The organism is Peptidiphaga gingivicola, from assembly GCF_001652275.1.
GTDB classification, from domain to species: domain Bacteria; phylum Actinomycetota; class Actinomycetes; order Actinomycetales; family Actinomycetaceae; genus Peptidiphaga; species Peptidiphaga gingivicola.
Genome location: NZ_LVZK01000002.1, coordinates 153,681 through 174,682, shown reverse-complemented (window position 1 = coordinate 174,682; position 21,002 = coordinate 153,681). Strand labels below are relative to the sequence as shown.

Sequence of the window (21,002 nt, the reverse complement as noted above, 5' to 3'; positions counted from 1 at the left end):
GTCACGTGGGTGGGGGTTGTGGGGGTGGGGGGTGGGGGTGTAGTGTTGTTGTCTGCTGCCGGGCTTGGTTGTGTGGGTGCGGTGGTTGTGTTTCTTCCTTGTGCGTGTGCCTGTGGGGGTGTGTGTGCGGGGTGTGGGTGTGGTGGTTGATTGCTTGATAGTGCGTGTGGATGACGATTGTGTCGTCGGGTCTTTTTGGGGGTTCGGCGGCGTGTCCGGCCTGTTTGGGGTCGGGTTTTGGTGGGCCTGTTTTGGGCTGTCTGCAATGTTTTGTTTTTTGTGGAGAGTTTGATCCTGGCTCAGGACGAACGCTGGCGGCGTGCTTAACACATGCAAGTCGAACGATGAAGCGCTGTCTTTGTGGTGGTGTGGATTAGTGGCGAACGGGTGAGTAATACGCGGGCAACCTGCCCCTCTGCTTCGGGATAAGCTTTGGAAACGGGGTCTAATACCGGATGTGCCTGTCTGGTCGCATGGCTGGGCGGGGAAAGATGTTTTTCGGCGGGGGATGGGCTCGCGGCCTATCAGCTTGTTGGTGGGGTGACGGCCTACCAAGGCGTCGACGGGTAGCCGGCCTGAGAGGGTGGTCGGCCACACTGGGACTGAGATACGGCCCAGACTCCTACGGGAGGCAGCAGTGGGGGATATTGCACAATGGGCGCAAGCCTGATGCAGCGACGCCGCGTGGGGGATGGAGGCTTTCGGGTTGTAAACCCCTTTCGGCGCGGGACAAGGCTCCGTTTGGCGGGGTTGAGGGTACGCGTCAAAGAAGCGCCGGCTAACTACGTGCCAGCAGCCGCGGTAATACGTAGGGCGCGAGCGTTGTCCGGAATTATTGGGCGTAAAGGGCTCGTAGGCGGCTTGTCGCGTCTGCTGTGAAAACGCGGGGCTCAACTCCGCGCGTGCAGTGGGTACGGGCAGGCTGGAGTGCGGCAGGGGTGGCTGGAATTCCTGGTGTAGCGGTGGAATGCGCAGATATCAGGAAGAACACCGATGGCGAAGGCAGGCCACTGGGCCGTCACTGACGCTGAGGAGCGAAAGCGTGGGGAGCGAACAGGATTAGATACCCTGGTAGTCCACGCTGTAAACGTTGGGAACTAGGTGTGGGGTCTGTTCCACGGATTCTGCGCCGGAGCTAACGCGTTAAGTTCCCCGCCTGGGGAGTACGGCCGCAAGGCTAAAACTCAAAGGAATTGACGGGGGCCCGCACAAGCGGCGGAGCATGCGGATTAATTCGATGCAACGCGAAGAACCTTACCAAGGCTTGACATGTGCCGGGAGGGCGCGGAGACGCGTCTGCCTTCGGGCCGGTTCACAGGTGGTGCATGGTTGTCGTCAGCTCGTGTCGTGAGATGTTGGGTTAAGTCCCGCAACGAGCGCAACCCTTGTCCCGTGTTGCCAGCGCGTTGTGGCGGGGACTCACGGGGGACTGCCGGGGTCAACTCGGAGGAAGGTGGGGACGACGTCAAATCATCATGCCCCTTATGCCTTGGGCTTCACGCATGCTACAATGGCCGGTACAGAGGGTGGCGATGCCGTGAGGCGGAGCGAATCTCGTAAAGCCGGTCTCAGTTCGGATCGGGGTCTGCAACTCGGGCCCGTGAAGTCGGAGTCGCTAGTAATCGCAGATCAGCAACGCTGCGGTGAATACGTTCTCGGGCCTTGTACACACCGCCCGTCACGTCACGAAAGTCGGCGACGCCCGAAGCCCGTGGCTCTGCTTGTGCGGGGAGCGGTCGAAGGCGGGGTTGGCGATTGGGACGAAGTCGTAACAAGGTAGCCGTACCGGAAGGTGCGGCTGGATCACCTCCTTTCTAGGGAGTTTTTGTGGTGGTGTTGTCTGCGCGTGCTGTCAGGCTGTCGGGCGCTGTGCCTGTGCCTGCCTGTGGGGTGGGTGTGGTGTTTGGGAATCGTATAGCGGATGCGAGCATCTTGTAGTTGTGCGTCGTCTGCGTTCTGTTGTGGGGCGGGGCGGCGTGTGTTGGGTGTGTGCAGGGCGTTCGGTGGATGCCTGGGCATCAAGGGCCGAAGAAGGACGTGGCAGTCTGCGATAAGCCTCGGGGAGTTGGCAAGCGAGCGGTGATCCGGGGGTGTCCGAATGGGGGAACCTGGCCGGGGTTGTGCCTGGTCGCCCGTGTGTGAAGTTCATAGCGCGCGGGTGGGAACGCGGGGAAGTGAAACATCTTAGTACCTGCTGGAGAAGATATTCCGTTAGTAGTGGCGAGCGAAGGCGGAGGAGCCTAAACCGTGTGCGTGTATCAGCCGCCGGGCGGTGCGTGTGCGGTGTTGTGGGCATGCTTGTGGCCGTGCCGGTGTGCGGCCGGGCAGTGAGAAACCGTCGGGGTAGGCGAAGGGTCTGGGAAGGCCCGCCGGAGTGGGTGAGAGCCCCGTAGCCGAAATCGCGGCGGCTGTCTGAGTGTGTTCCTGAGTAGCACGGGGCTCGTGGAATCTCGTGTGAAGGTGGCAAGACCACTTGTCAAGGCTGAATACCCTTGGTGACCGATAGTGGATGAGTACCGTGAGGGAAAGGTGAAAAGTACCCCGGGAGGGGAGTGAAAGAGTGCCTGAAACCGGGCGCCTGCAATCCGTCAGAGCCCTTTGTTGTGGGGGTGATGGCGTGCCTTTTGAAGAATGAGCCTGCGAGTTAGGGGCGTGTGGCGAGGTTAACCCGTGTGGGGCAGCCGTAGCGAAAGCGAGTCTGAAATATGGCGGTCAGTCGTGCGTTCTAGACCCGAAGCGGGGTGATCTACCCATGTCCAGGGTGAAGCGCGTGTAAGAGCGTGTGGAGGCCCGGACCCACCGGGGTTGAAAACCCGGGGGATGAGGTGTGGGTAGGGGTGAAAGGCCAATCAAACTCCGTGATAGCTGGTTCTCCCCGAAATGCATTTAGGTGCAGCGTTGCGTGGTTCTTTGCGGAGGTAGAGCGACTGGATGGCTGATGGGCCCCACCGGGTTACTGAGGTCAGCCAAACTCCGAATGCCGCAAAGTGTGAGCGTGGCAGTGAGACGGCGGGGGATAAGCTTCGTCGTCGAGAGGGAAACAGCCCGGATCGTCGGTTAAGGCCCCTAAGGGTGTGCTAAGTGGGAAAGGATGTGTCGTTGCTGTGACAGCCAGGAGGTTGGCTTAGAAGCAGCCATCCTTGAAAGAGTGCGTAATAGCTCACTGGTCAAGTGGTGATGCGCCGACAATGTAGCGGGGCTTAAGCACACCGCCGAAGCCGCGGCGCCCTCCGTGTGGGGGGTGGGTAGGGGAGCGTCCTGCGTGGGGGGAAGCCGTCGTGTGAGCGTCGGTGGACTGCGTGGGAGTGAGAATGCAGGCATGAGTAACGAGTGGCGGGTGAGAATCCCGTCCGCCGATTGACTAAGGGTTCCAGGGCCAGGTTGATCCGCCCTGGGTTAGTCGGGTCCTAAGGCGAGGCCGTCAGGCGTAGTCGATGGGCAACGGGTTGACATTCCCGTACCGGACGGCGGCCGTCCGATGTCTGCTGGGTGGGGCGTTGTCGTCCCTGTGCGTCGTTTCTGCGCCTTTCGGGGTGTGGGGGGCGTGCGGGNGCGGGGCGTGCCTGTCTGGTGTGGCAAGCGTGGTAACAGGTGTGACGCAGTGAGGTAGCCTGTCCGTGTCTTATGGCTTGGCACGGCCAAGGGTGTGGCCCCTCGCCGTGGTAAATCCCGGCGGTGTGTGGGTGAGGCCTGATGGGGACCGTTGATGGGAAGCGGGTGATCCTGTGCTGCCGAGAAAAGCATCGACGCGAGGCCGTTGTCCGCCCGTACCCGAAACCGACACAGGTGGTCAGGTAGAGTATACCGAGGCGTTCGAGTGACTCGTGGTCAAGGAACTCGGCAAAATGCCCCCGTAACTTCGGGAGAAGGGGGGCCCTGCGCGTGGTCCGTCCGTGCGGCGGGGAGCGTGGCGGGGCCGCAGAGTCCAGGGAGAAGCGACTGTTTATCAAAAACACAGGTCCGTGCCAAGCCGCAAGGCGATGTATACGGACTGACGCCTGCCCGGTGCTGGAAGGTTAAGCGGACCGGTCAGCCCCTCTTTGTGGGGGTGACGCCGGGAAGTTAAGCCCCAGTAAACGGCGGTGGTAACTATAACCATCCTAAGGTAGCGAAATTCCTTGTCGGGTAAGTTCCGACCTGCACGAATGGCGTAACGACTTCTCCGCTGTCTCGACCACGAACTCGGTGAAATTGCAGTACGAGTAAAGATGCTCGTTTCGCGCAGCAGGACGGAAAGACCCCGGGACCTTTACTGCAGCTTGGTATGGGTGTTCGGCGCGGTTTGTGTAGGATAGGTGGGAGACGGTGATCCGCTCGCGCTAGCGGGCGGGGAGTCGCTGGTGAAATACCACTCTGGCCGTGTTGGGCTCCTAACCTCGGCCCGTGATCCGGGTCAGGGACAGTGCCTGGTGGGTAGTTTAACTGGGGCGGTTGCCTCCTAAAGGGTAACGGAGGCGCTCAAAGGTCCCCTCAGCCTGGTTGGTCATCAGGTGGCGAGTGCAAGTGCACAAGGGGGCTTGACTGTGAGACTGACAGGTCGAGCAGGCACGAAAGTGGGAACTAGTGATCCGGCGGTCGCGTGTGGAAGCGCCGTCGCTCAACGGATAAAAGGTACCCCGGGGATAACAGGCTGATCCTGCCCAAGAGTTCATATCGACGGCATGGTTTGGCACCTCGATGTCGGCTCGTCGCATCCTGGGGCTGGAGTAGGTCCCAAGGGTTGGGCTGTTCGCCCATTAAAGCGGTACGCGAGCTGGGTTCAGAACGTCGTGAGACAGTTCGGTCCCTATCCGCTGCGCGCGCAGGAGAATTGAGAAGGGCTGTCCCCAGTACGAGAGGACCGGGACGGACGAACCTCTGGTGTGCCAGTTGTTCCGCCAGGAGCACGGCTGGTTGGCTACGTTCGGGAGGGATAACCGCTGAAAGCATCTAAGCGGGAAGCCCGCTTCAAGACGAGTTCTCCACCACCCTCGCGGTGGGAAGGCCCCCCGAAGACGACGGGGTTGATAGACCGGACGTGGACGCCCCGCAAGGGAGTGAAGCCGACCGGCACTAATGGGCCGACCAACCCAACACACTTTTCCTCTCTCTCCATTCGTTGGGGGGAGGGCGATTCGCGTCCGCTATGCGATACCCGAACCCCACACCCCCCGCGGGGCAGGGGTGTGGCAGCCCGGGACCGCGTGGCGGCGGTCATAGCGGCAGGGACACGCCCGGACCTTTCCTTTCCGAACCCGGAAGCTAAGACTGCCAGCGCCGATGGTACTGCACCCGCCAGGGTGTGGGAGAGTAGGACACCGCCGCCCACACCACAAGAAAGGGGGGGGCCGCCCAGCGGCCCCCCCTTTCTTGTCGCCTGCCACCGCACGCACGCGGCTGCCCCCGCCCCCGCCGCCAACCCGCCAGACACCGCGGCAGACAACGCACCGCCAGACACCGCGGCAGACAACCAACACACCGCCAGACGCCGACGCGGCTGCCGGCGTGCTCAGCGTGAACCCAGCCATAAACACCGCCCGCCAAACAACCAACACACCAACCACAGATTTTCCCGGCTTTGTGCGACCAATCCCCCGAGAAGCGCCCTTAGCAATCGGAGGTGTGTCCAGCAGGCGATTCGGATGTCTTGTCCGGTGGCGTAACGTTTGCTTCGTGGCTGTCAAGCTTCGTGACAAGACAGGCCCCGTCCCTGCTTGTCGAAAGGCGGCTGAGAGGACGCCTCAAAGGTGAGTGCGAGAAGACGGCCTGGCACTGTGCCGAGTACGGAAAGAAAGCTCAGTGCCGTGTATGGAAAGGCGACCCAGCCGTGGCGCGTGAGAAAATGTTTTGGGGAGACGGGCATAGAAGGCGATCGACGTCGTTCTCGAGTCCGGCAAACTGACCGAGGGTCAAGACGCTTTTTTGGGGAGATGCTTGAGGGCACCCCCGATTGTTGAAGCAGCGTTGCCGGTTCGTTTCAACGAAGGCCTCGTTGATCGTCTCAAGGGCGGTTCTGTTGAACCTGCTTCGCAATGCCGGTTCGCGACTCCAACGATCGCGCATCTGTGACTCGGGTCGACTTTCTGTTGATTTGACTTTGCACAGGGGGCAACGGGGACATATGCGAAGGTGTCGCCGTCGTTCAGCGTTAGGTCAAGGAATTCTAGATCTCGTTCGCATCTTGCTTGCCCCAATTCGTCGTCTGTGCTTCGAGCGTGCGCGTGACAAACCCTGCAATGGCGACTTTTGAATGGGGTTATCGGAACGCTGTAGGCCAAACATGCTATGTCGATCAGCTTCGGAAATACCTTGCCTTTTCCTATTGCCTACACGGAACTTCTGCTCTAGGCTGAACTTGTGCGCACAAGAACGACCTGAAAAGTTGGAGACTGGGTTGCGAGCACCGGGCCGACAGGGTTTGACTCGGCACTTCCACCAGAAACAACGTACACAAGTCGATCTGGGACCGCGTACACAAGTTTCCTGCGTGTACAGGCTCACTTGTCTGGATCGTGGGTATTCATAAGGAGCAACTCGATGGAGAGCAAGTGGAATCCATCGCCGAGTCGGCACAAAAAGTCTAGACGACGCCGCGGGCAGCTGCGACTGACTCCTGCGAATGGGCTGCGACTGACTCCTGCAGATGGGTTGCGGCCGATTCCCATAAGCGGACGAGGCCCTTTGAGCGGCGCGCACCGTCTCAAAGGCTTGTGCAGCTTGAGCGAGTTGCGGAGCTTCGGCGGGTTGCGGCGTTCAGGCGGGTCGATTTGCTTCGGCTGGTTGGAGCGTTCAGGCGAACTGGGCACTTTCGGTGTTCGCCGTCGTCGAGGCAACCACTGTCCTTGCCGCGTTGGATCCCAAGAACGGAAAGGCATGGAATGAGCTTCGAAGAAAGCGTCGTTTATCAGATTTACCCAAAATCTTTCAAGGATTCGACGGGGACAGGAGTCGGCGACCTTCGCGGAATCATCGAAAAGGTTCCCTACATCGCTTCGCTGGGGATCGACTACGTCTGGTTCAGCCCCTTCTTCCCGTCGCCTCAACATGACAACGGCTATGACATCTCCGACTACTGCAACATCGACCCGGCGATGGGAACGATGGAGGACTTCGACGAGCTTGTCAGCGCCTTGGGGCGCCACGGCATCGGCGTGATGCTCGACATGGTTCTCAACCACACCTCCACAGACCACGAGTGGTTTCAGCGGGCCCTAGCCGGCGAGAAGAAATACCAGGACTACTACTACATTCGCCCGCCGAAGGCCGACGGCTCCCTCCCAACCAATTGGGTCTCCAAGTTCGGCGGGCCGGCGTGGGCGCCCTTCGGCGACACCGGCGATTACTACCTTCACCTTTACGATCTCAGCCAGGCTGATCTGGACTGGCACAACCCGGAGGTGCGGGCCGAACTCATCGACGTCGTCAACTTCTGGCGCCGCCGCGGCGTGCACGGGTTCCGCTTCGACGTCATCAACGTCATTGGGAAAGACGCGGAGCTTCTCGACGCGCCTGCCGGAACCGACGATCGGAAGATGTACACGGACGGCCCCGACGTTCACACCTACCTACGCGAGCTCAACGAGGCTAGCTTCGGCCGCGACGCCGATTCGATAACGGTGGGTGAAATGTCCTCCACGAGCGTCGAGGCGTGCGTCGGCTACTCGAATCCGCGCGACCGCGAACTCAACATGGTTTTCAGCTTCCACCATCTCAAAGTCGATTACAAGGACGGCGAGAAGTGGACGTCCATGCCCTTCGACATGGGTGCGCTTAAGCGCGTCCTGAACGAATGGGCCGTGGGCATGCAGGAAGGGGACGGTTGGAACGCGCTGTTCTGGAACAACCACGACCAGCCGCGCGCCGTCAACCGATTCGGCGATCCGGGACGCTATCGCGTCGAGTCCGCGACCATGCTCGCGACCGTCATCCACCTCCTGCGGGGCACGCCGTTCGTCTATATGGGCGAGGAAATCGGCATGGCCGATCCCGGCTACACCCAAATATCGGATTACGTCGACGTCGAAGCGCACAATGCGTACGCCGAGCTCGTCGAGTCTGGCCGCAGTGAACAAGAGGCATTCGCAATTGTCCGCGGGAAAGCGCGTGACAATGCTCGAACCCCCATGCAGTGGGATTCGAGCGAGGGCGCCGGGTTCACTACCGGGACGCCCTGGCTGCGCCCCACCGGTCAGGATCGAATCAACGTCGAAGAGGAAGAGTCCTCGGGCCGAATTCTCCCGTACTATCGGCGCCTCATCGCCCTTCGCAAGGAATGCGCGGTCGTCGCCCGTGGCACATATGAGCCGTACGCCATGGATCACGCCGACATATACGCGTACATTCGCGAGTACGAAGGGCAGAAGCTGCTGGTTCTCACGAACTTCCGTCCGAGACCGGCAGAGATCGACATCCCCGAAGAATTTCTCGACGGCAAGGTCTTGATTTCGAACTATTCGCAGAACGGCGTTAAATCGCGGCTAGGCTCGCATTCAACGCCGGACTCGCGGCCCGATCTCGACTCGGCGTCCGGCTCGGATTCGACGCCTGAACCCGGTCCGGCGGACGACGTCGAACCGACGTTGACCCTGCGCCCATACGAGGCGTTGGCGATTCTCATACACACAGACACGCTCGGCGAGTAAACCGCTCGGCGAGTGAACACAAAGCGGCCGATGAGCGAGCCCATGTGCGGGCTGAGCGAACCGAGGCGGACGGCGAGGCGTCCACGCGAGGCGAGCGAAACGGCACAGGCGAGCAGCGGCCGGCGCACCCGATGAGTGCGCGGAACCGTTAGGGACCGCGCCCCCGCGTCGCATTGAAGGCGGCGCAGTCAACAACACACAAAACGCATATCCTCACTGCACTTGGCTTTGAAAGGAGCCTCATGTCTGACATCCCCGCTTCAGGCATTCCGATCGTTTCACCTCTCACTGGCGAAGTGATCGAATTGCCCGATGTTCCCGATCCCGTCTTCTCCTCGAAGGTGATGGGCGAGGGCTTTGGAATCAAACCTTTGATCGGCGAGGTACTCGCGCCGGCCGACGCCGAAGTCGTCATGGTCGCCGAAACCGAACATGCCATCGCCTTCAAGATGGACTCGGGGCTGGAGATCCTCCTCCACCTGGGGATCAACACGGTGGAGCTCAAAGGCGGTCCCTTCCATCTCAATGTGAGCGCCGGCGACAGAGTGCGCGCGGGCGAGACCATCGGGACGATGGACCTCGCAGGCATAGCCGCGGCGGGAAAGAAGACGGAATCCGTCCTGGTTTTCACCAACGGGGACGAGTGCCTTTCCTCTTTGGATGTCAAGACGGGCCTGGCAGACGCAGGCGGTGAGGCAGCGCGTGTCACGCTCAAAGGAGCTGCCGCAAAAGCCCAGGCGGGGGCAAAATCCGCTCAGGTGCGAGCGGACGACGCCGCCGACGGGACCGACGTCGCCGCTCACACGGCGAACGGCTCAGCCTCGCCCGGCGCTATGGCTCCTAAAACCGAAGGGACCAATCCCATGAAAAACAACGCCCTGAGCGGCCCAAACAAACGCAAAGGAAAAAAGAAGGCGGCGTCGGCCGAAGAGCATGCCCAGCTCGACGCTGCTGCCCGCGACATCGTCGAAGGAGTCGGCGGGGCGGGCAACATCCGCAAGGTGATCCACTGCATCACTCGCCTGCGCTTCTATCTCAAGGACGAGGCGTTGGCGGACGACTCGGCGGTCATCGACATCGACGAGGTGATCGACGTCGCGAGGGCCGCCGGACAGTACCAGGTGGTCATCGGCCCGAAGGTCGGCCAGGTCTATGAAGCGATTGTCAAGCTCCTCCCTCGCAACTCTGAAGACGACGTGCTTGGAGGCGAAGAGGAGAGGGAGCGCCCGACCACGCCCTTCGGCTGGGTGAAGTACGGCTTCAGCTCGCTGATCGGCGTCATCACGGGATCGATGATTCCGATCATCGGCGTGCTCGCCGCCTCGGGCATCCTCAAGGGAATCTTGGCGTTGCTCACCTACTATAAAGTTGTTGAAGCAAATAGCGACACATACAAGTTCATCGATGCGATGGCTTCGTCGATGTTCTACTTCCTGCCAATTATCGTCGGTTTCACAGCGGCGAGAAGACTGGGGGCCAACCCGATCATTGTGGCCATTATCGGAGGAGTGCTCTGCTTCCCGAGCTTGGTGGCGATGTCAAATCCCAAGGGCGGAGGCTATCATGTCGTCGCCACGCTGGGCGATACCGTTTTCAACGCGGACTTCTTTGGCATTCCGGTGGCGTTGCCCACTGGAAAGGAAGGCATGGCCTACACCTCCACGATTTTCCCCATCATCATCGCGGCGTGGCTGGCTTCAAAGATGGAACCCTGGTTGAAGCGCTGGATTCCCGCCGTCATCCATTCGATGTTCGCCCCATTGGTCGAGATCTTCGTCGTCTCAACCCTGGTGTTGGTGGTTTTCGGACCTCTAGTCATGTTCTTCTCCGGCTTCATCGCCAACGGAATCGACTCGGTCATCGACTTTAACTACATTCTTGCCGGTCTTGTGATAGGCGGCCTGTACCAGACGCTCGTCATATTCGGTCTGCACTGGGCCGTCATCCCGATCATTGCGTCGCAGCTCGCCGCTTACCATGGAAACGGCCCTTCGAAGATCAACGCCATCGTTTCCGTTACGATGATCGCCCAGGGAGCGGGAGCCCTCGCCATCTGGGTGAAGTCCAAGAACCCGCGCATCAAGCAGATAGCAGGGCCGGCGACGATATCCGCAATGTGCGGCGTCACCGAACCCGCGATGTACGGCCTCAACCTCAAGTATGGACGGGCCTTCATCACCGCCTCGATCGGCGGAGCCGTCGGCGGATTGGTGACCGGCCTCCTCAATGTCAACATGTGGGGATTCACCGGAGCGTTCGTCGGTTTCACGTCCTTCATCAACAAGCAAACGGGAGAAATCGATTCCAGCTTCACCGGATTCTGGATCGCGTCTTTCGTCACGGTGATAGTCGCCTTCGCATGCACCTACCTCTTCGGATTCAAGGACTCCGATCTGGAAACCGAGCGGAAGGTGGAGAAGGTTCGGCTCGGCAGGCGCGAGCCGGTCGCGAAGTGACGCCGGCCGACTCCGCCGGGCGTTTCGCTCCAAACAATTGAAAAGTCAAAGCTGGGCCGCGCGGTTGAGACGCTGCGCGGCCCAGCTGCACGTTCTAGTGCCGCCGTGCGCTGATTTCGTCTTTAAGCGAGTCCGATACGTCGCTCCGCTCTCAGTGGGACCGCCGTTGCAGGGCCGCGTCGCCGATCAGATGGATGCCGGCAGCCGCCGGGCCGTCGTGTTGAACTCGAAGCCTATGGGCGAATGACGCGAAACGGTGTACTCGAACAGCAAACCGTTGGTGTCGAAGGTCGACGACGTCACGGCGACGATGCAGCCTAAGCCTCCCAGGTGGAGGAGTTCGACGTCGTCTTCGGTCGCGGGCTCCACGGTGACGGTTCGCGTGGCGCTGCCGACCGTCACTCCGAGCTCGTGTTCAAGGTGCGCGTAAATTGAGCTCTCCACGATGGTTTTGTTGAGGCTGGGGACGATAGATTTGAGGAAGACGTTCTCATCGAGAATGAGCGGCACGTCGTTGAGCAGCCTCAAGCGGCGCAGACGAAGAACCACCTCGCCCACCGCCATGCCGCTTCGTTTCGCCAGCTCTCGGTCTACGTAGCTTTCCTCTAGGGAGAGCATGCGAGTGCTCAGAGAGAATCCGTTGCGGTCGGCCGCCTCCTTTAGCGATTCGATTCCTCCCAGGAGGAAGGTCGACGGCGGCCGCGATGGGACGGGCCGACGCCGATAGATCACCTGGACGCCGCGCCCCTGCATGGTCAGGATGTGGCCTTGGCCGGCCAGAAGGGCGAGCGCTTTGCGGACGGTGTTGCGCGTGCATGAGAATTCAAGCGCTAAAGCGTTCTCCGAAGGCAACAGGCTTAGAAACTTGTATTCTCCCTGCTCAATCCTGTGCCGCAGGATCTGAAAGATAACGTTGTACTTCGGATCGGCCACTAATCGAACTTTCCTTGTCTGTCGTAATCTCGAATCTGAACGGCCTCCGCGAGGCGGCTTCGCGGCATTCGCCTTCGACGTCGCGTTTACGGAAACCGGAACCGATTTTATCAGGCGGAGGGCACGCAATGGCGAATGACGAGCTTGGAAAAGAATATTGGGACTTTTAAAAGGAAGAGGGTGAACTTCTTGACTCTAAACAAAGCGGAAAAGCACGTAGAGAAGGATGAAGCGCCATAGGAACGTAGGAACGACTTTCGCACTGCGTGACGGCGTTTGCAAAACGCGGGACGCCCTTGAAGCGTATGTGTCTGTCCAGTAATCTGGTCGCGAGAAGATGTCCTATTGAGCGTGACCTGGCGCTGGCTTCTCAGACATCGATTTGGCTCGATGACTATTAATTGACGCTTAACACTGAAGGGATGACGGCATGTCCGCAGAATACCGCGATCTTCCAAAGCTTGTGGGCAAACTCAAGCTGGCGGCGATAGACGCTTATATTGGTAGTTCTTCTAACTTTTCCTTGGACAAAAGCTCTAATTGTTACGTCCTTTCTGGCAAATTAGGAAGTCTAGACATGAGTATCTCCATGTCGCGCCCTAACGCGGATGGGACAGGAGGCGGCGAATTTGCGTCCCCGGAGCGGACTGAACGTAGTGGCTATAAGGAGCTTTTCGATCAGATTCGCAAACGGGTGGACAAGATTGTAAAACCATGGATGGATTTGCCCAATCCCTATTCGGATAGTTTTAATGGAAAAATAAATGAATACAGGGAAAAGGTTGCGGCCGTCTTGTCGGAGACATCCATTGAGGGGCTCGATCCCACGACGAAAACGACAGATGTATCAACGGTCAAACTCCAAAGCTTCGACAAAATCGCCCCCGGTCGCATGAGAACCCTGCTGAAAGGCATGAACGACTACGCTCCCGCACTCGAAGGCAGTGCGTTCAACACGTTCCGTGCGACTTTTGTGACATCGATGCCCTCTGTGATTGGGAATCTTGCTTTGTTGGCGCGCGTTCACGGCGAAACGCTTCTGGCGGAGCAGCTTTTCCTGAAGCAGTTGCGTAAGAAAGTTGTGGAGGCGGTCGAAAAAGCGACAGACGCTTTTGAGGAGATTGCCGAAGAGGAAGACGGTGTTAGTTTTGACATGCTCTTGAACATTCTAATATGGGGTTGCATGGCGGCAACAATTCCCGGAGGAGGGGCGGCTGCGACCGCGCGTCTGGCTGGAGGCGCTTCTGTTCCCTTAGCGGTCCTTAAAGACGTTAGATCGTTAAAGGGCAGCAAAACTGCAAAAAAAGCAACTTTTGAAGCGGACAATTTCGAAGAAATGATGAAAGAGTTTAAGAGGGCTTTCGAGGAAATCGGCGACGACTTCAAAGCCGCCGAAGAGGCTGTTGATGAGAACTTACGTTACAATATGAAGTTGGTGCTAGAAGACAGGGCGCGTCATGGATACACAGACACTTTCTTCCATTTGACGCCGGCGCCCATCCAAGACGCCGCCGGGGCGACCCGAATGGATGAGAACGCGGTCAATCAGATGACTGTGGGCGACGGAGCGACGGGTGGTTACATGTCCCAAATAGCCGCGGAGCTCGAAAAAGCGGCCAAAGCGTTGACCGGCATTTCAATGGTAGATCTCGTTAGGCGCAAACATAATATTGGAATGGGCCCGACGGGGCCTGGCGGAGCGTTTGCCGAGCTTCGCCAAGTGCTCTATGAGCTGCTTCAAGATCTTCGGTGGAAAGTCGATGAAGGGAACGTCAACCTCCGGGCTGCTATGCGAGATTTTCAGGAGAGCGACGCGAGTTCGCAGAAGGCTTTGGACGCGGTTGCGAGCAACGTCGCGCAGGGGAGCGGGATGGACCCCTGGGACCATAAGAAGCAGAAGGAGGAGAATCTGCGGCCCCACAGCAATGGCAACGTCTAAGCGCCAGGCTGCGGCGCCGTCCCGCGGGCGAGGCGTCTGCGCTGTGTGGCGGCGAGCGGGCCGGTGGACGGCGACGTCTGACCGACACCGGAAACGTCAAGCCGTCGTATAGCACGACATATTCGCAACACGCCCGTTCTTCGGCTCGACCGCCGAGCTTTCCCGTTAGACTCAAAGCTCACGACGACCTCCGATCCACGACTCCGCGGGAGGGAACTATGAGCACGAAAAAACGATTGACGACGAGCGCCGCCGCAGCCGCGGCATGCATGCTGTTGGTCCAAGCGGCGCCCGCGAACGCTGCACAGACCGCCCAGAATCCGGCGGGCCTTCGCGGCGGGATCGTCGCGGACGGGACCGGCCGGGGCGGCGGAGGGTCCGGCTCCCCGTCGCCCTCAGCTTCTGACGGGGCCGGAGCCGACCCCGCTGGTCCCACTGCGCCCGGCCGCCCGGGCTCTTCGAGCGCGGGCGGCTCGCCGACGCCGTCGGGCGACTCCTTCGATCTGACCGTCATGGCCACCACCGACGTCCACGGACACGCATACAACTGGGACTATTTCCGCGATCAGCCCTACCCGCAGGGGAGGGTTCGCAAGCTCGGCATGGCGCGGGCCGCCACGATCATCGAGAACGCCCGGAAGTCCAAACCGAAAGGATCCGTGCTGGTCGTCGACAACGGCGACGCAATTCAGGGGACGCCGCTGACTTACGTGGCCGCGAAGCGCCCGCAGCTGTTGCAGGGGCGAACGCACCCCATGGCGGAGGCCTTCAACAATGTCGGATACGACGCGCAGGCGCTGGGCAACCACGAATTCAACTACGGGCTCGACGTCCTCAGAAGCTACGGCGCCCAGCTGAAGGCGCCCCTTTTGGGGGCCAACGTCGTCAAAGCCGGCACGGAGACGCCTGCGTTCACGCCCTACACCCTCATCGATCGCACCATCGGCGGGAAGAGGGTCAAAATCGGAGTGGTCGGGCTCGTCACTCCGGGCGTGCGCGTGTGGGACCGGGCCGTCGTCGACGGCAAGCTCGAGTTTCGCGACCCCGTTGTAACGGCGCAAAAGTACGTGCCCCAGATGAAGGCGCGGGGCGCCGACGTCGTGGTGGCGCTCGTGCACTCGGGGCTCGACGCCGAGGGCGTGGCCTGGAACCCCGCGCTTCTCCAGGAAAACGTGGCCGGATCGGTGGCGTCGAAGGTCAACGACGTCGACGTGGTAGTCGGCGGGCACTCCCACGTGGACATTCCTTCGAAAGTCTTCCGCGCCCCCGACGGGGACCCGGTGCTCTTCACCCAGCCGACCTATTGGGCTCAGTCGGTTTCACAGGTGACGCTTCCTCTGAAGGCGAACGAAAACGGGCGCGGCTACAAGGTTTCCTGGCCTCGGACCGATACGCAGATCGAGGCGCTCGCCCAGGCGAAGTACGCCGACCAAGTCGCCGATTCGCCGACGTTCGCGGCGAACAAGAAGCTGAAGGCCGACCACGAGGCGACCGTCGCCTACGTCAACACCGTCGTCGCCCAGTCGAAGGAAAGGCTCACGTCGGCGACGTCGCACTACGAGGACACTCCCATCCTCGACTTCGTCGGTTACGTCATGGCCGACAACGTCAGGCGCGGGCTCAAGGGAACGAAGTACGAGGGCCTGCCCGTCGTCGCCCAGACCTCGCCGTTCTCGCGAACCGCCGTGTTCCCAAAGGGAAACGTGACGATCAAGGACATCGCGGGGCTGTACGTCTTCGACAACACCTTGGGCGGAGTGCTCGTCACGGGGCGCGAGCTCAAGGACTATTTGGAGCACTCGGCCCGGTACTTCGTGCAGGTCCCGGAGGGGTCGACTTTCGATCCGAGCAAAGTCAACGCCAAGTACGACGGCGCGACCCGCGGGATCCCGGACTACAACTACGACGCACTCACCGGACTCCGGTACCGAATCGACGTGTCGAAGCCGGTCGGCAGCCGCATCGTCGGCCTGAGCTATCCGGACGGCCGGCCGCTGGGCGACGGCGACAAGCTGATCCTTGCTGTCAACAACTACCGGCAGAACGGCGGCGGAGGATTCCCCCACATGGGCGGCAATGCCCGCGTCGTCTACGACGAGCAGCAGGAGATTCGCCAACTCCTCATCGACTACGCGCAAAACGCAAAGACCATCGACCCCGCTGTGTTCTTCGAGCGAAATTGGGAGGTCGTCACGAGCTCGTCCGCCGCTCCAGCGCCGTCGGCGAGCGCTCGGCCTTCTGACGTCGCTCCGTCGGCCAGCGCGGCGCCTTCGCGACCGGCTTCCTCCGGCCCCGCGGATCCCTCCGACGCCGCTCCTTCCGGCTCTCCAGCCCCGTCCGCTTCGGGCGCAGCGTCCTCCGCTTCGAACGGAGCGTCGTCCGATTCCAAGGCGTCGTCCGGCTCGGACGCTTTGCCAAGCGCCCGCGGCGCCCGGGGCGGCGAAGACTCGGACGGCCGGCAAGAAGCGCGGAATCCGCGCCGATCGGCGGACCCCGTCGCCGACCGCCGGCGGACCTTCAACCAGAAGTTGGCCGCGACCGGCCTGGACGCACGGGCGTTGGCGCTCGCGGGCCTGCTCGCAGCTGCCGCAGGATGGGTTGCGATTCGGCGCAGGCAAGCCTCGCTCCGCCGTCGTCCGTGAGCGGATTCATCCGAGGGCGTTGTCTCCCACTCACAGCTGCCTAGACAACTCGCCTAGAATGGGATGAGGCAACAGGCGCCCGGCGCCTCGCAACGACTTAGGAGACAGCCCCAGTGGGAAAGTTCATCAACAGAATCCTCCGCGCAGGCGAGGGTCGCACCCTGAAGAAGCTCGAGGCGATCAAAAAGCAGGTCAATGCGCTCGAGCCCACTTTCGAGGACATGACGGACGAGGAACTCCGGGGTCAGACCGAGCAGTTCAAGGAGCGTATCGCCGACGGCGAAACCCTTGACGAGCTTCTTCCCGAGGCTTTCGCCACTGTGCGCGAAGCCGCCAGGCGAACCATCGGGCAAAGGCCCTACGACGTCCAGATCATGGGCGGAGCGGCGCTCCACCTGGGCAACATCGCCGAGATGAAGACCGGCGAGGGCAAAACTCTCGTGGCGACGCTTCCCTCTTACCTCAACGCGCTGACGGGCAAGGGCGTGCACGTCGTCACGGTCAACGACTACCTCGCCTCCTATCAGTCCGAGCTCATGGGGCGCATCCACCGTTTCCTAGGGCTCACCACGGGGTGCATCCTCACGGGCCAGGATTCCGACGAACGCCGCAAGGAATACGCAGCAGACATCACCTACGGCACGAACAACGAATTCGGATTCGACTACCTGCGCGACAACATGGCGTGGCAGACCTCTGACTTGGTCCAGCGCGGGCACAATTTCGTCATCGTCGACGAGGTCGACTCGATCCTCATCGATGAGGCGCGCACCCCGCTCATCATTTCGGGCCCGGCGGAGGGCGACGCCGACAAGTGGTATTCGGAGTTCGCCCGTCTCGCTCTGCGGATGCGCAAAGACACCGATTACGAGGTCGATGAGAAGAAACGAACCGTGGGCATCCTCGAGCCCGGCATCGACAAAGTCGAAGACCTCTTGGGCATCGACAACCTCTACGAATCTCTCAACACGCCGCTCATCGGCTACCTCAACAACGCGATCAAGGCCAAGGAGCTTTTCGTCAGGGACAAGGATTACATCGTCCGCGACGGCGAGGTCCTCATCGTCGATGAGCACACCGGGCGAGTCCTGCCCGGGCGCCGGTACAACGAGGGCATGCATCAGGCGATCGAGGCGAAGGAAGGCGTGGAGATCAAGGCGGAGAATCAGACTCTTGCCACGATCACGCTCCAGAACTACTTCCGCCTGTACGACAAGCTTTCGGGCATGACCGGAACCGCCGAGACCGAGGCCGAGGAGTTCGCCTCGACCTACAAGCTCGGCGTCGTTCCGATCCCCACGAACATGCCGATGATCCGGGAGGACAAGGTCGATTATGTGTTCCCGTCCCGCAAGAGCAAGCTCAAGGCGATCGTCGAGGACATCAAGGAGCGCTACGAAGTCGGCCAGCCCGTCCTCGTCGGCACGACGAGCGTGGAAAAGTCCGAGGAGCTGTCGAAGCTTCTGCGTGACGCACGCGTTCCCCACCAGGTTCTCAACGCCAAGCAGCACGAACGGGAGGCCGCCGTGGTCGCCGAGGCCGGGCGCAAAGGCTCGGTCACAGTCGCGACCAACATGGCCGGGCGCGGAACTGACATCATGCTCGGCGGAAATCCCGAACACCGGGCCGTCGCGGCCCTCAAATCCCGGGGCCTTGACCCCGAAAAGACCCCCGATGAGTATGAGGCCGCTTGGCCGCAGGCCCTGAAGGAAGCTGAAGAGGCCGTGGCGGAGGAGCACGACGAGGTCGTCGAGCTCGGCGGGCTCTATGTGTTGGGAAGCGAACGGCACGAGTCTCGGCGAATCGACAACCAGCTGCGCGGACGATCCGGACGCCAGGGAGATCCCGGCGAGTCCCGCTTTTACCTTTCGCTCGAGGACGACCTCATGCGCCTTTTCGCCACGGGGATCGCGCAGAGGGCGCTCAATCCTTCGATATACCCGGAGGACGAGCCGCTGGAATTCAAGATCATCTCCAAGTCGATCGAACGCGCGCAGACGTCCATCGAGTCGCGCAACGCCGAGATCCGCAAGAACGTTCTGAAGTATGACGACGTCATGAATGAGCAGCGCAACGTCGTCTATGCGGAACGCCGCCGCATTCTCGAAGGAGAGGACCTCGAAGCGATGGTCGAAGGCTTCCTCGATTACGTCGTCGAAGACATAGTGGGCGTCCACACCCAGTCTGACGCCCCCGACGAATGGGACCTCGACAAGGCGTGGATTGAGCTCAAAGGCTTCTACCGGCCCGGTTTCACAGTCGAGGAGTTGATCGACGAGGTTGGCGGCGTGTCGAAGCTAGAACGCGAACACGTGCTTGACGAGCTCAAAACCGACATTCACACGAACTACCGCGACCGCGAGGAGGAGGTGGGCGAGGACGCCATGCGCGAGCTGGAACGCCAGGTGATCCTCAACGTCCTCGACCGAAAGTGGCGCGAGCATCTGTATGAGATGGACTACCTCAAAGAGGGCATCGGCTTGCGCGCGATGGCCCAGCGCGACCCGCTCGTCGAATACAAGTCCGAGGGCTACGACATGTTCCAGGCCATGAACGACGGAATCAAGGAAGAGTCGGTACGCTACCTGTTCAACTTCGAGCTTCCGAGCGAGAGGGAGGAACGCGAGGCCGCCATCGTCAGCGCCGAGTCCGCGGCGCAGGCCGCTGCCGAGGCGGAGGCCGCTCAGCGCGAGCTGGCTGCCGAGATGGCCGCGCAGACCGCGGCCCAAAGCGCCCGCTCGCGGGTTGATGCCGAGAAGGTTCTGGGCATCAAAACGCCGAAGCGCTCGCGGGCGGTTTCCTACTCGGCTGCTTCGGAAGACGGCACGGTCAAGACGACGGACGAATCCGGCAAGTCCGTGCGCCGCGCGGCCCCGAGAGGCTCGGAAGGGTCAAGCGACGGCATGAACCGCGCCCAGCGCCGGGCCGCCGCCCGGCGGCGCAAGCACTGAGAGCCCTCGGCGCCGTCCGGATCGAGGGCCGACCTCTCGGCGCGTCTGGGGATCAGCGGCTTCCCGTGAACGACTGCCGGTTGGCACCCTCGTGGATGCCCTCGGCTCCCGAGATTAGGCTATTTCGAGGGCGACGACCTTCCACCTGCCCCGCAGGAACTCCATGCGCAGACACGCCGCCCGCACCCTCTGCCCGTCGTAGACGGCGGCCGCCGCTTCGATGACGCGGGCGAGAGGTTTGTTCGCCAACACTTTGAGAATGCGGGGACGGCAGGTCCACGGCGCCCGCCCCTTGATTCGGATCGCGAGGCCCGCTCTGCGCGCAACAGGTCCGTAAACCTCCGGCGCGAGCCAGTGCCTGAGAGCCGTGGCCGGGCGGTGCCCGAGGAGCACCTCCACCACGAGAATGACAATCGACCCGATCAGCGAGGTCCCTTTTGGCGCGTCGGGCGGAAGTTCGGCGTCAAGCCGGGGCGCCTCCTCATCCCACGCGGTCTTGGCGGGCTTCCGGGCCGCGACTGAAAGACGATCCCATGGTCGCTCCGGCGTCGTGTGGGGAAAGGAGCGCGGAATGCCCTCCTCGGGAGCCGGGGAAGGGGCGAGCAGCTGGGAAGGCGGACGCCCGACGACGATTTGTCCGGCACGTTCCTTTTGACCGGTAGGCTCTGCCGGCCCGGTGGACTTCGCGGAGACTGGGGCTCTCTCTGAGATGGAGAGCTTTGTCGCCTCGGGAGGCTCCGAGACGGCGGGCGTTCCCCGACCCGGAGTGTTTGCCGGTCGGGGAGACTTCGTGGCGAGGGTGCTCATTGCGGATCCTTAGGTGCTTTCAGGACTTAGCCGGGGCGAAGAAGGTCGGGGAGGACAGCGTTGTGCGGTTCGCCTCAAACCAGAGCTGAGTGTGGGACGCGATGTCCGAGCGGCTCGCTTCTCCGGGAAGGTTCCGTGCCGCCATGGCCCACGGGCAGCCTCCCGGAAGCGCGGTGACCATTCGCGCTTCTGAGGGGCCACTGCGGGCGCGGCCCCTCTCCTCGCCCGCCGAGCGCCGGGGCCGCTTGGGTTTGGCCGCGGCGCCCGGCGCGAGCAGGCCGACGGCGCGTTTGACCGAGGGAGATCCGAATCTTCGAGCAAAGGCGACAAAGGCGCTTCTTCTTCCTCGGCGCGCGTGGGCGAGGCCCACATAGGAAATCGCGAACCAGGCGCAGACCAACGTGGCCTCACTCGCACAGAAGGCGACGGCGGCCAAACGGAAATTCGAGTTGCTCAGCTGTGCGTCCGCGGCGATACGCGGGATCAGCTTGGTCCACGAAACGGCTGCCGTCCAAGCGCAGGCAAATCCGCATAAGATGTAAGTAGTCGGTGAGTGACTCATTTTGAACCTTTTCTAAGCTCAAATAGTGGATTTCATATTCTTATATATGAATAGTTTGCATCGGCTTCTGTTTGAAGTCTGCAAAGTATGC

At 61.4% G+C, this 21,002-nt stretch carries 8 protein-coding genes and 3 rRNA genes; 8 read left to right on the top strand and 3 right to left on the bottom strand.

The annotated features are described in order from the left end of the window. The first annotated feature begins 276 nt into the window (after nt 1-276). The 5 genes from A4H34_RS08520 to A4H34_RS08500 all read left to right on the top strand — a co-directional run bounded on the left by A4H34_RS08520 (nt 277) and on the right by A4H34_RS08500 (nt 11,077). Nucleotides 277-1,814: ribosomal RNA gene (locus A4H34_RS08520) — 16S ribosomal RNA — on the top strand. Nucleotides 1,815-1,979: 165 nt separating this feature from the next. Continuing rightward, nucleotides 1,980-5,077: ribosomal RNA gene (locus tag A4H34_RS08515) — 23S ribosomal RNA — on the top strand. Between the two features lie 108 nt (nt 5,078-5,185). Beyond that, nucleotides 5,186-5,306 (top strand): 5S ribosomal RNA (gene rrf, locus A4H34_RS08510). The 16S, 23S and 5S rRNA genes sit together here, the layout of an rRNA operon. 1,551 nt (nt 5,307-6,857) lie before the next feature. Beyond that, on the top strand, nt 6,858-8,621 hold the full coding sequence (gene treC, locus A4H34_RS08505; RefSeq protein WP_064231804.1) for an alpha,alpha-phosphotrehalase: 1,764 nt from the start codon (nt 6,858-6,860) through the stop codon (nt 8,619-8,621). Nucleotides 8,622-8,863: 242 nt separating this feature from the next. Beyond that, nucleotides 8,864-11,077, top strand: coding sequence for a glucose PTS transporter subunit IIA (locus tag A4H34_RS08500; protein ID WP_009200050.1), 2,214 nt, complete (start codon nt 8,864-8,866; stop codon nt 11,075-11,077). Nucleotides 11,078-11,263: 186 nt separating this feature from the next. Here the strand turns inward: A4H34_RS08500 and A4H34_RS08495 are convergent, their stop codons facing one another. Continuing rightward, the gene (locus A4H34_RS08495) at nt 11,264-12,010 is read right to left on the bottom strand and encodes a UTRA domain-containing protein (RefSeq protein ID WP_009200051.1); all 747 of its coding nucleotides are present in this window, start codon (nt 12,008-12,010) and stop codon (nt 11,264-11,266) included. Between the two features lie 430 nt (nt 12,011-12,440). On the opposite strand from A4H34_RS08495, the gene A4H34_RS08490 reads away from it, so the two are divergent. From A4H34_RS08490 to secA, 3 genes are all read left to right on the top strand, one after another. Beyond that, nucleotides 12,441-13,949: a hypothetical protein gene (locus A4H34_RS08490; RefSeq protein WP_138587092.1), complete on the top strand. Its 1,509-nt coding sequence runs from the start codon at nt 12,441-12,443 to the stop codon at nt 13,947-13,949. A 218-nt stretch (nt 13,950-14,167) separates the two neighbouring features. Next, entirely contained in the window at nt 14,168-16,591 is a 2,424-nt protein-coding gene (locus A4H34_RS08485) for a 5'-nucleotidase C-terminal domain-containing protein (RefSeq protein ID WP_156510305.1), read from the top strand. A 113-nt stretch (nt 16,592-16,704) separates the two neighbouring features. Continuing rightward, nucleotides 16,705-19,542: a preprotein translocase subunit SecA gene (secA, locus tag A4H34_RS08480; RefSeq protein ID WP_064231803.1), complete on the top strand. Its 2,838-nt coding sequence runs from the start codon at nt 16,705-16,707 to the stop codon at nt 19,540-19,542. A gap of 114 nt (nt 19,543-19,656) precedes the next feature. On the opposite strand, the gene A4H34_RS10735 is transcribed toward secA, so the two are convergent. Both A4H34_RS10735 and A4H34_RS08470 read right to left on the bottom strand, forming a co-directional pair. Continuing rightward, the gene (locus A4H34_RS10735) at nt 19,657-20,349 is read right to left on the bottom strand and encodes an Rv3235 family protein (protein WP_009200057.1); all 693 of its coding nucleotides are present in this window, start codon (nt 20,347-20,349) and stop codon (nt 19,657-19,659) included. A 19-nt stretch (nt 20,350-20,368) separates the two neighbouring features. Next, nucleotides 20,369-20,911, bottom strand: coding sequence for a hypothetical protein (locus A4H34_RS08470; protein WP_156510304.1), 543 nt, complete (start codon nt 20,909-20,911; stop codon nt 20,369-20,371). Between the last annotated feature and the right edge of the window lie 91 nt (nt 20,912-21,002).

What these genes read in the sequence shown, in the direction of transcription:
- treC (WP_064231804.1), top strand. Translation starts at nt 6,858, where the DNA reads ATGAGCTTCGAAGAAAGCGTCGTTTATCAGATTTACCCAAAATCTTTC.
- A4H34_RS08500 (WP_009200050.1), top strand. Translation starts at nt 8,864, where the DNA reads ATGTCTGACATCCCCGCTTCAGGCATTCCGATCGTTTCACCTCTCACT.
- A4H34_RS08490 (WP_138587092.1), top strand. Translation starts at nt 12,441, where the DNA reads ATGTCCGCAGAATACCGCGATCTTCCAAAGCTTGTGGGCAAACTCAAG.
- A4H34_RS08485 (WP_156510305.1), top strand. Translation starts at nt 14,168, where the DNA reads ATGAGCACGAAAAAACGATTGACGACGAGCGCCGCCGCAGCCGCGGCA.
- A4H34_RS10735 (WP_009200057.1), bottom strand. Translation starts at nt 20,349, where the DNA reads ATGAGCACCCTCGCCACGAAGTCTCCCCGACCGGCAAACACTCCGGGT.
- A4H34_RS08470 (WP_156510304.1), bottom strand. Translation starts at nt 20,911, where the DNA reads ATGAGTCACTCACCGACTACTTACATCTTATGCGGATTTGCCTGCGCT.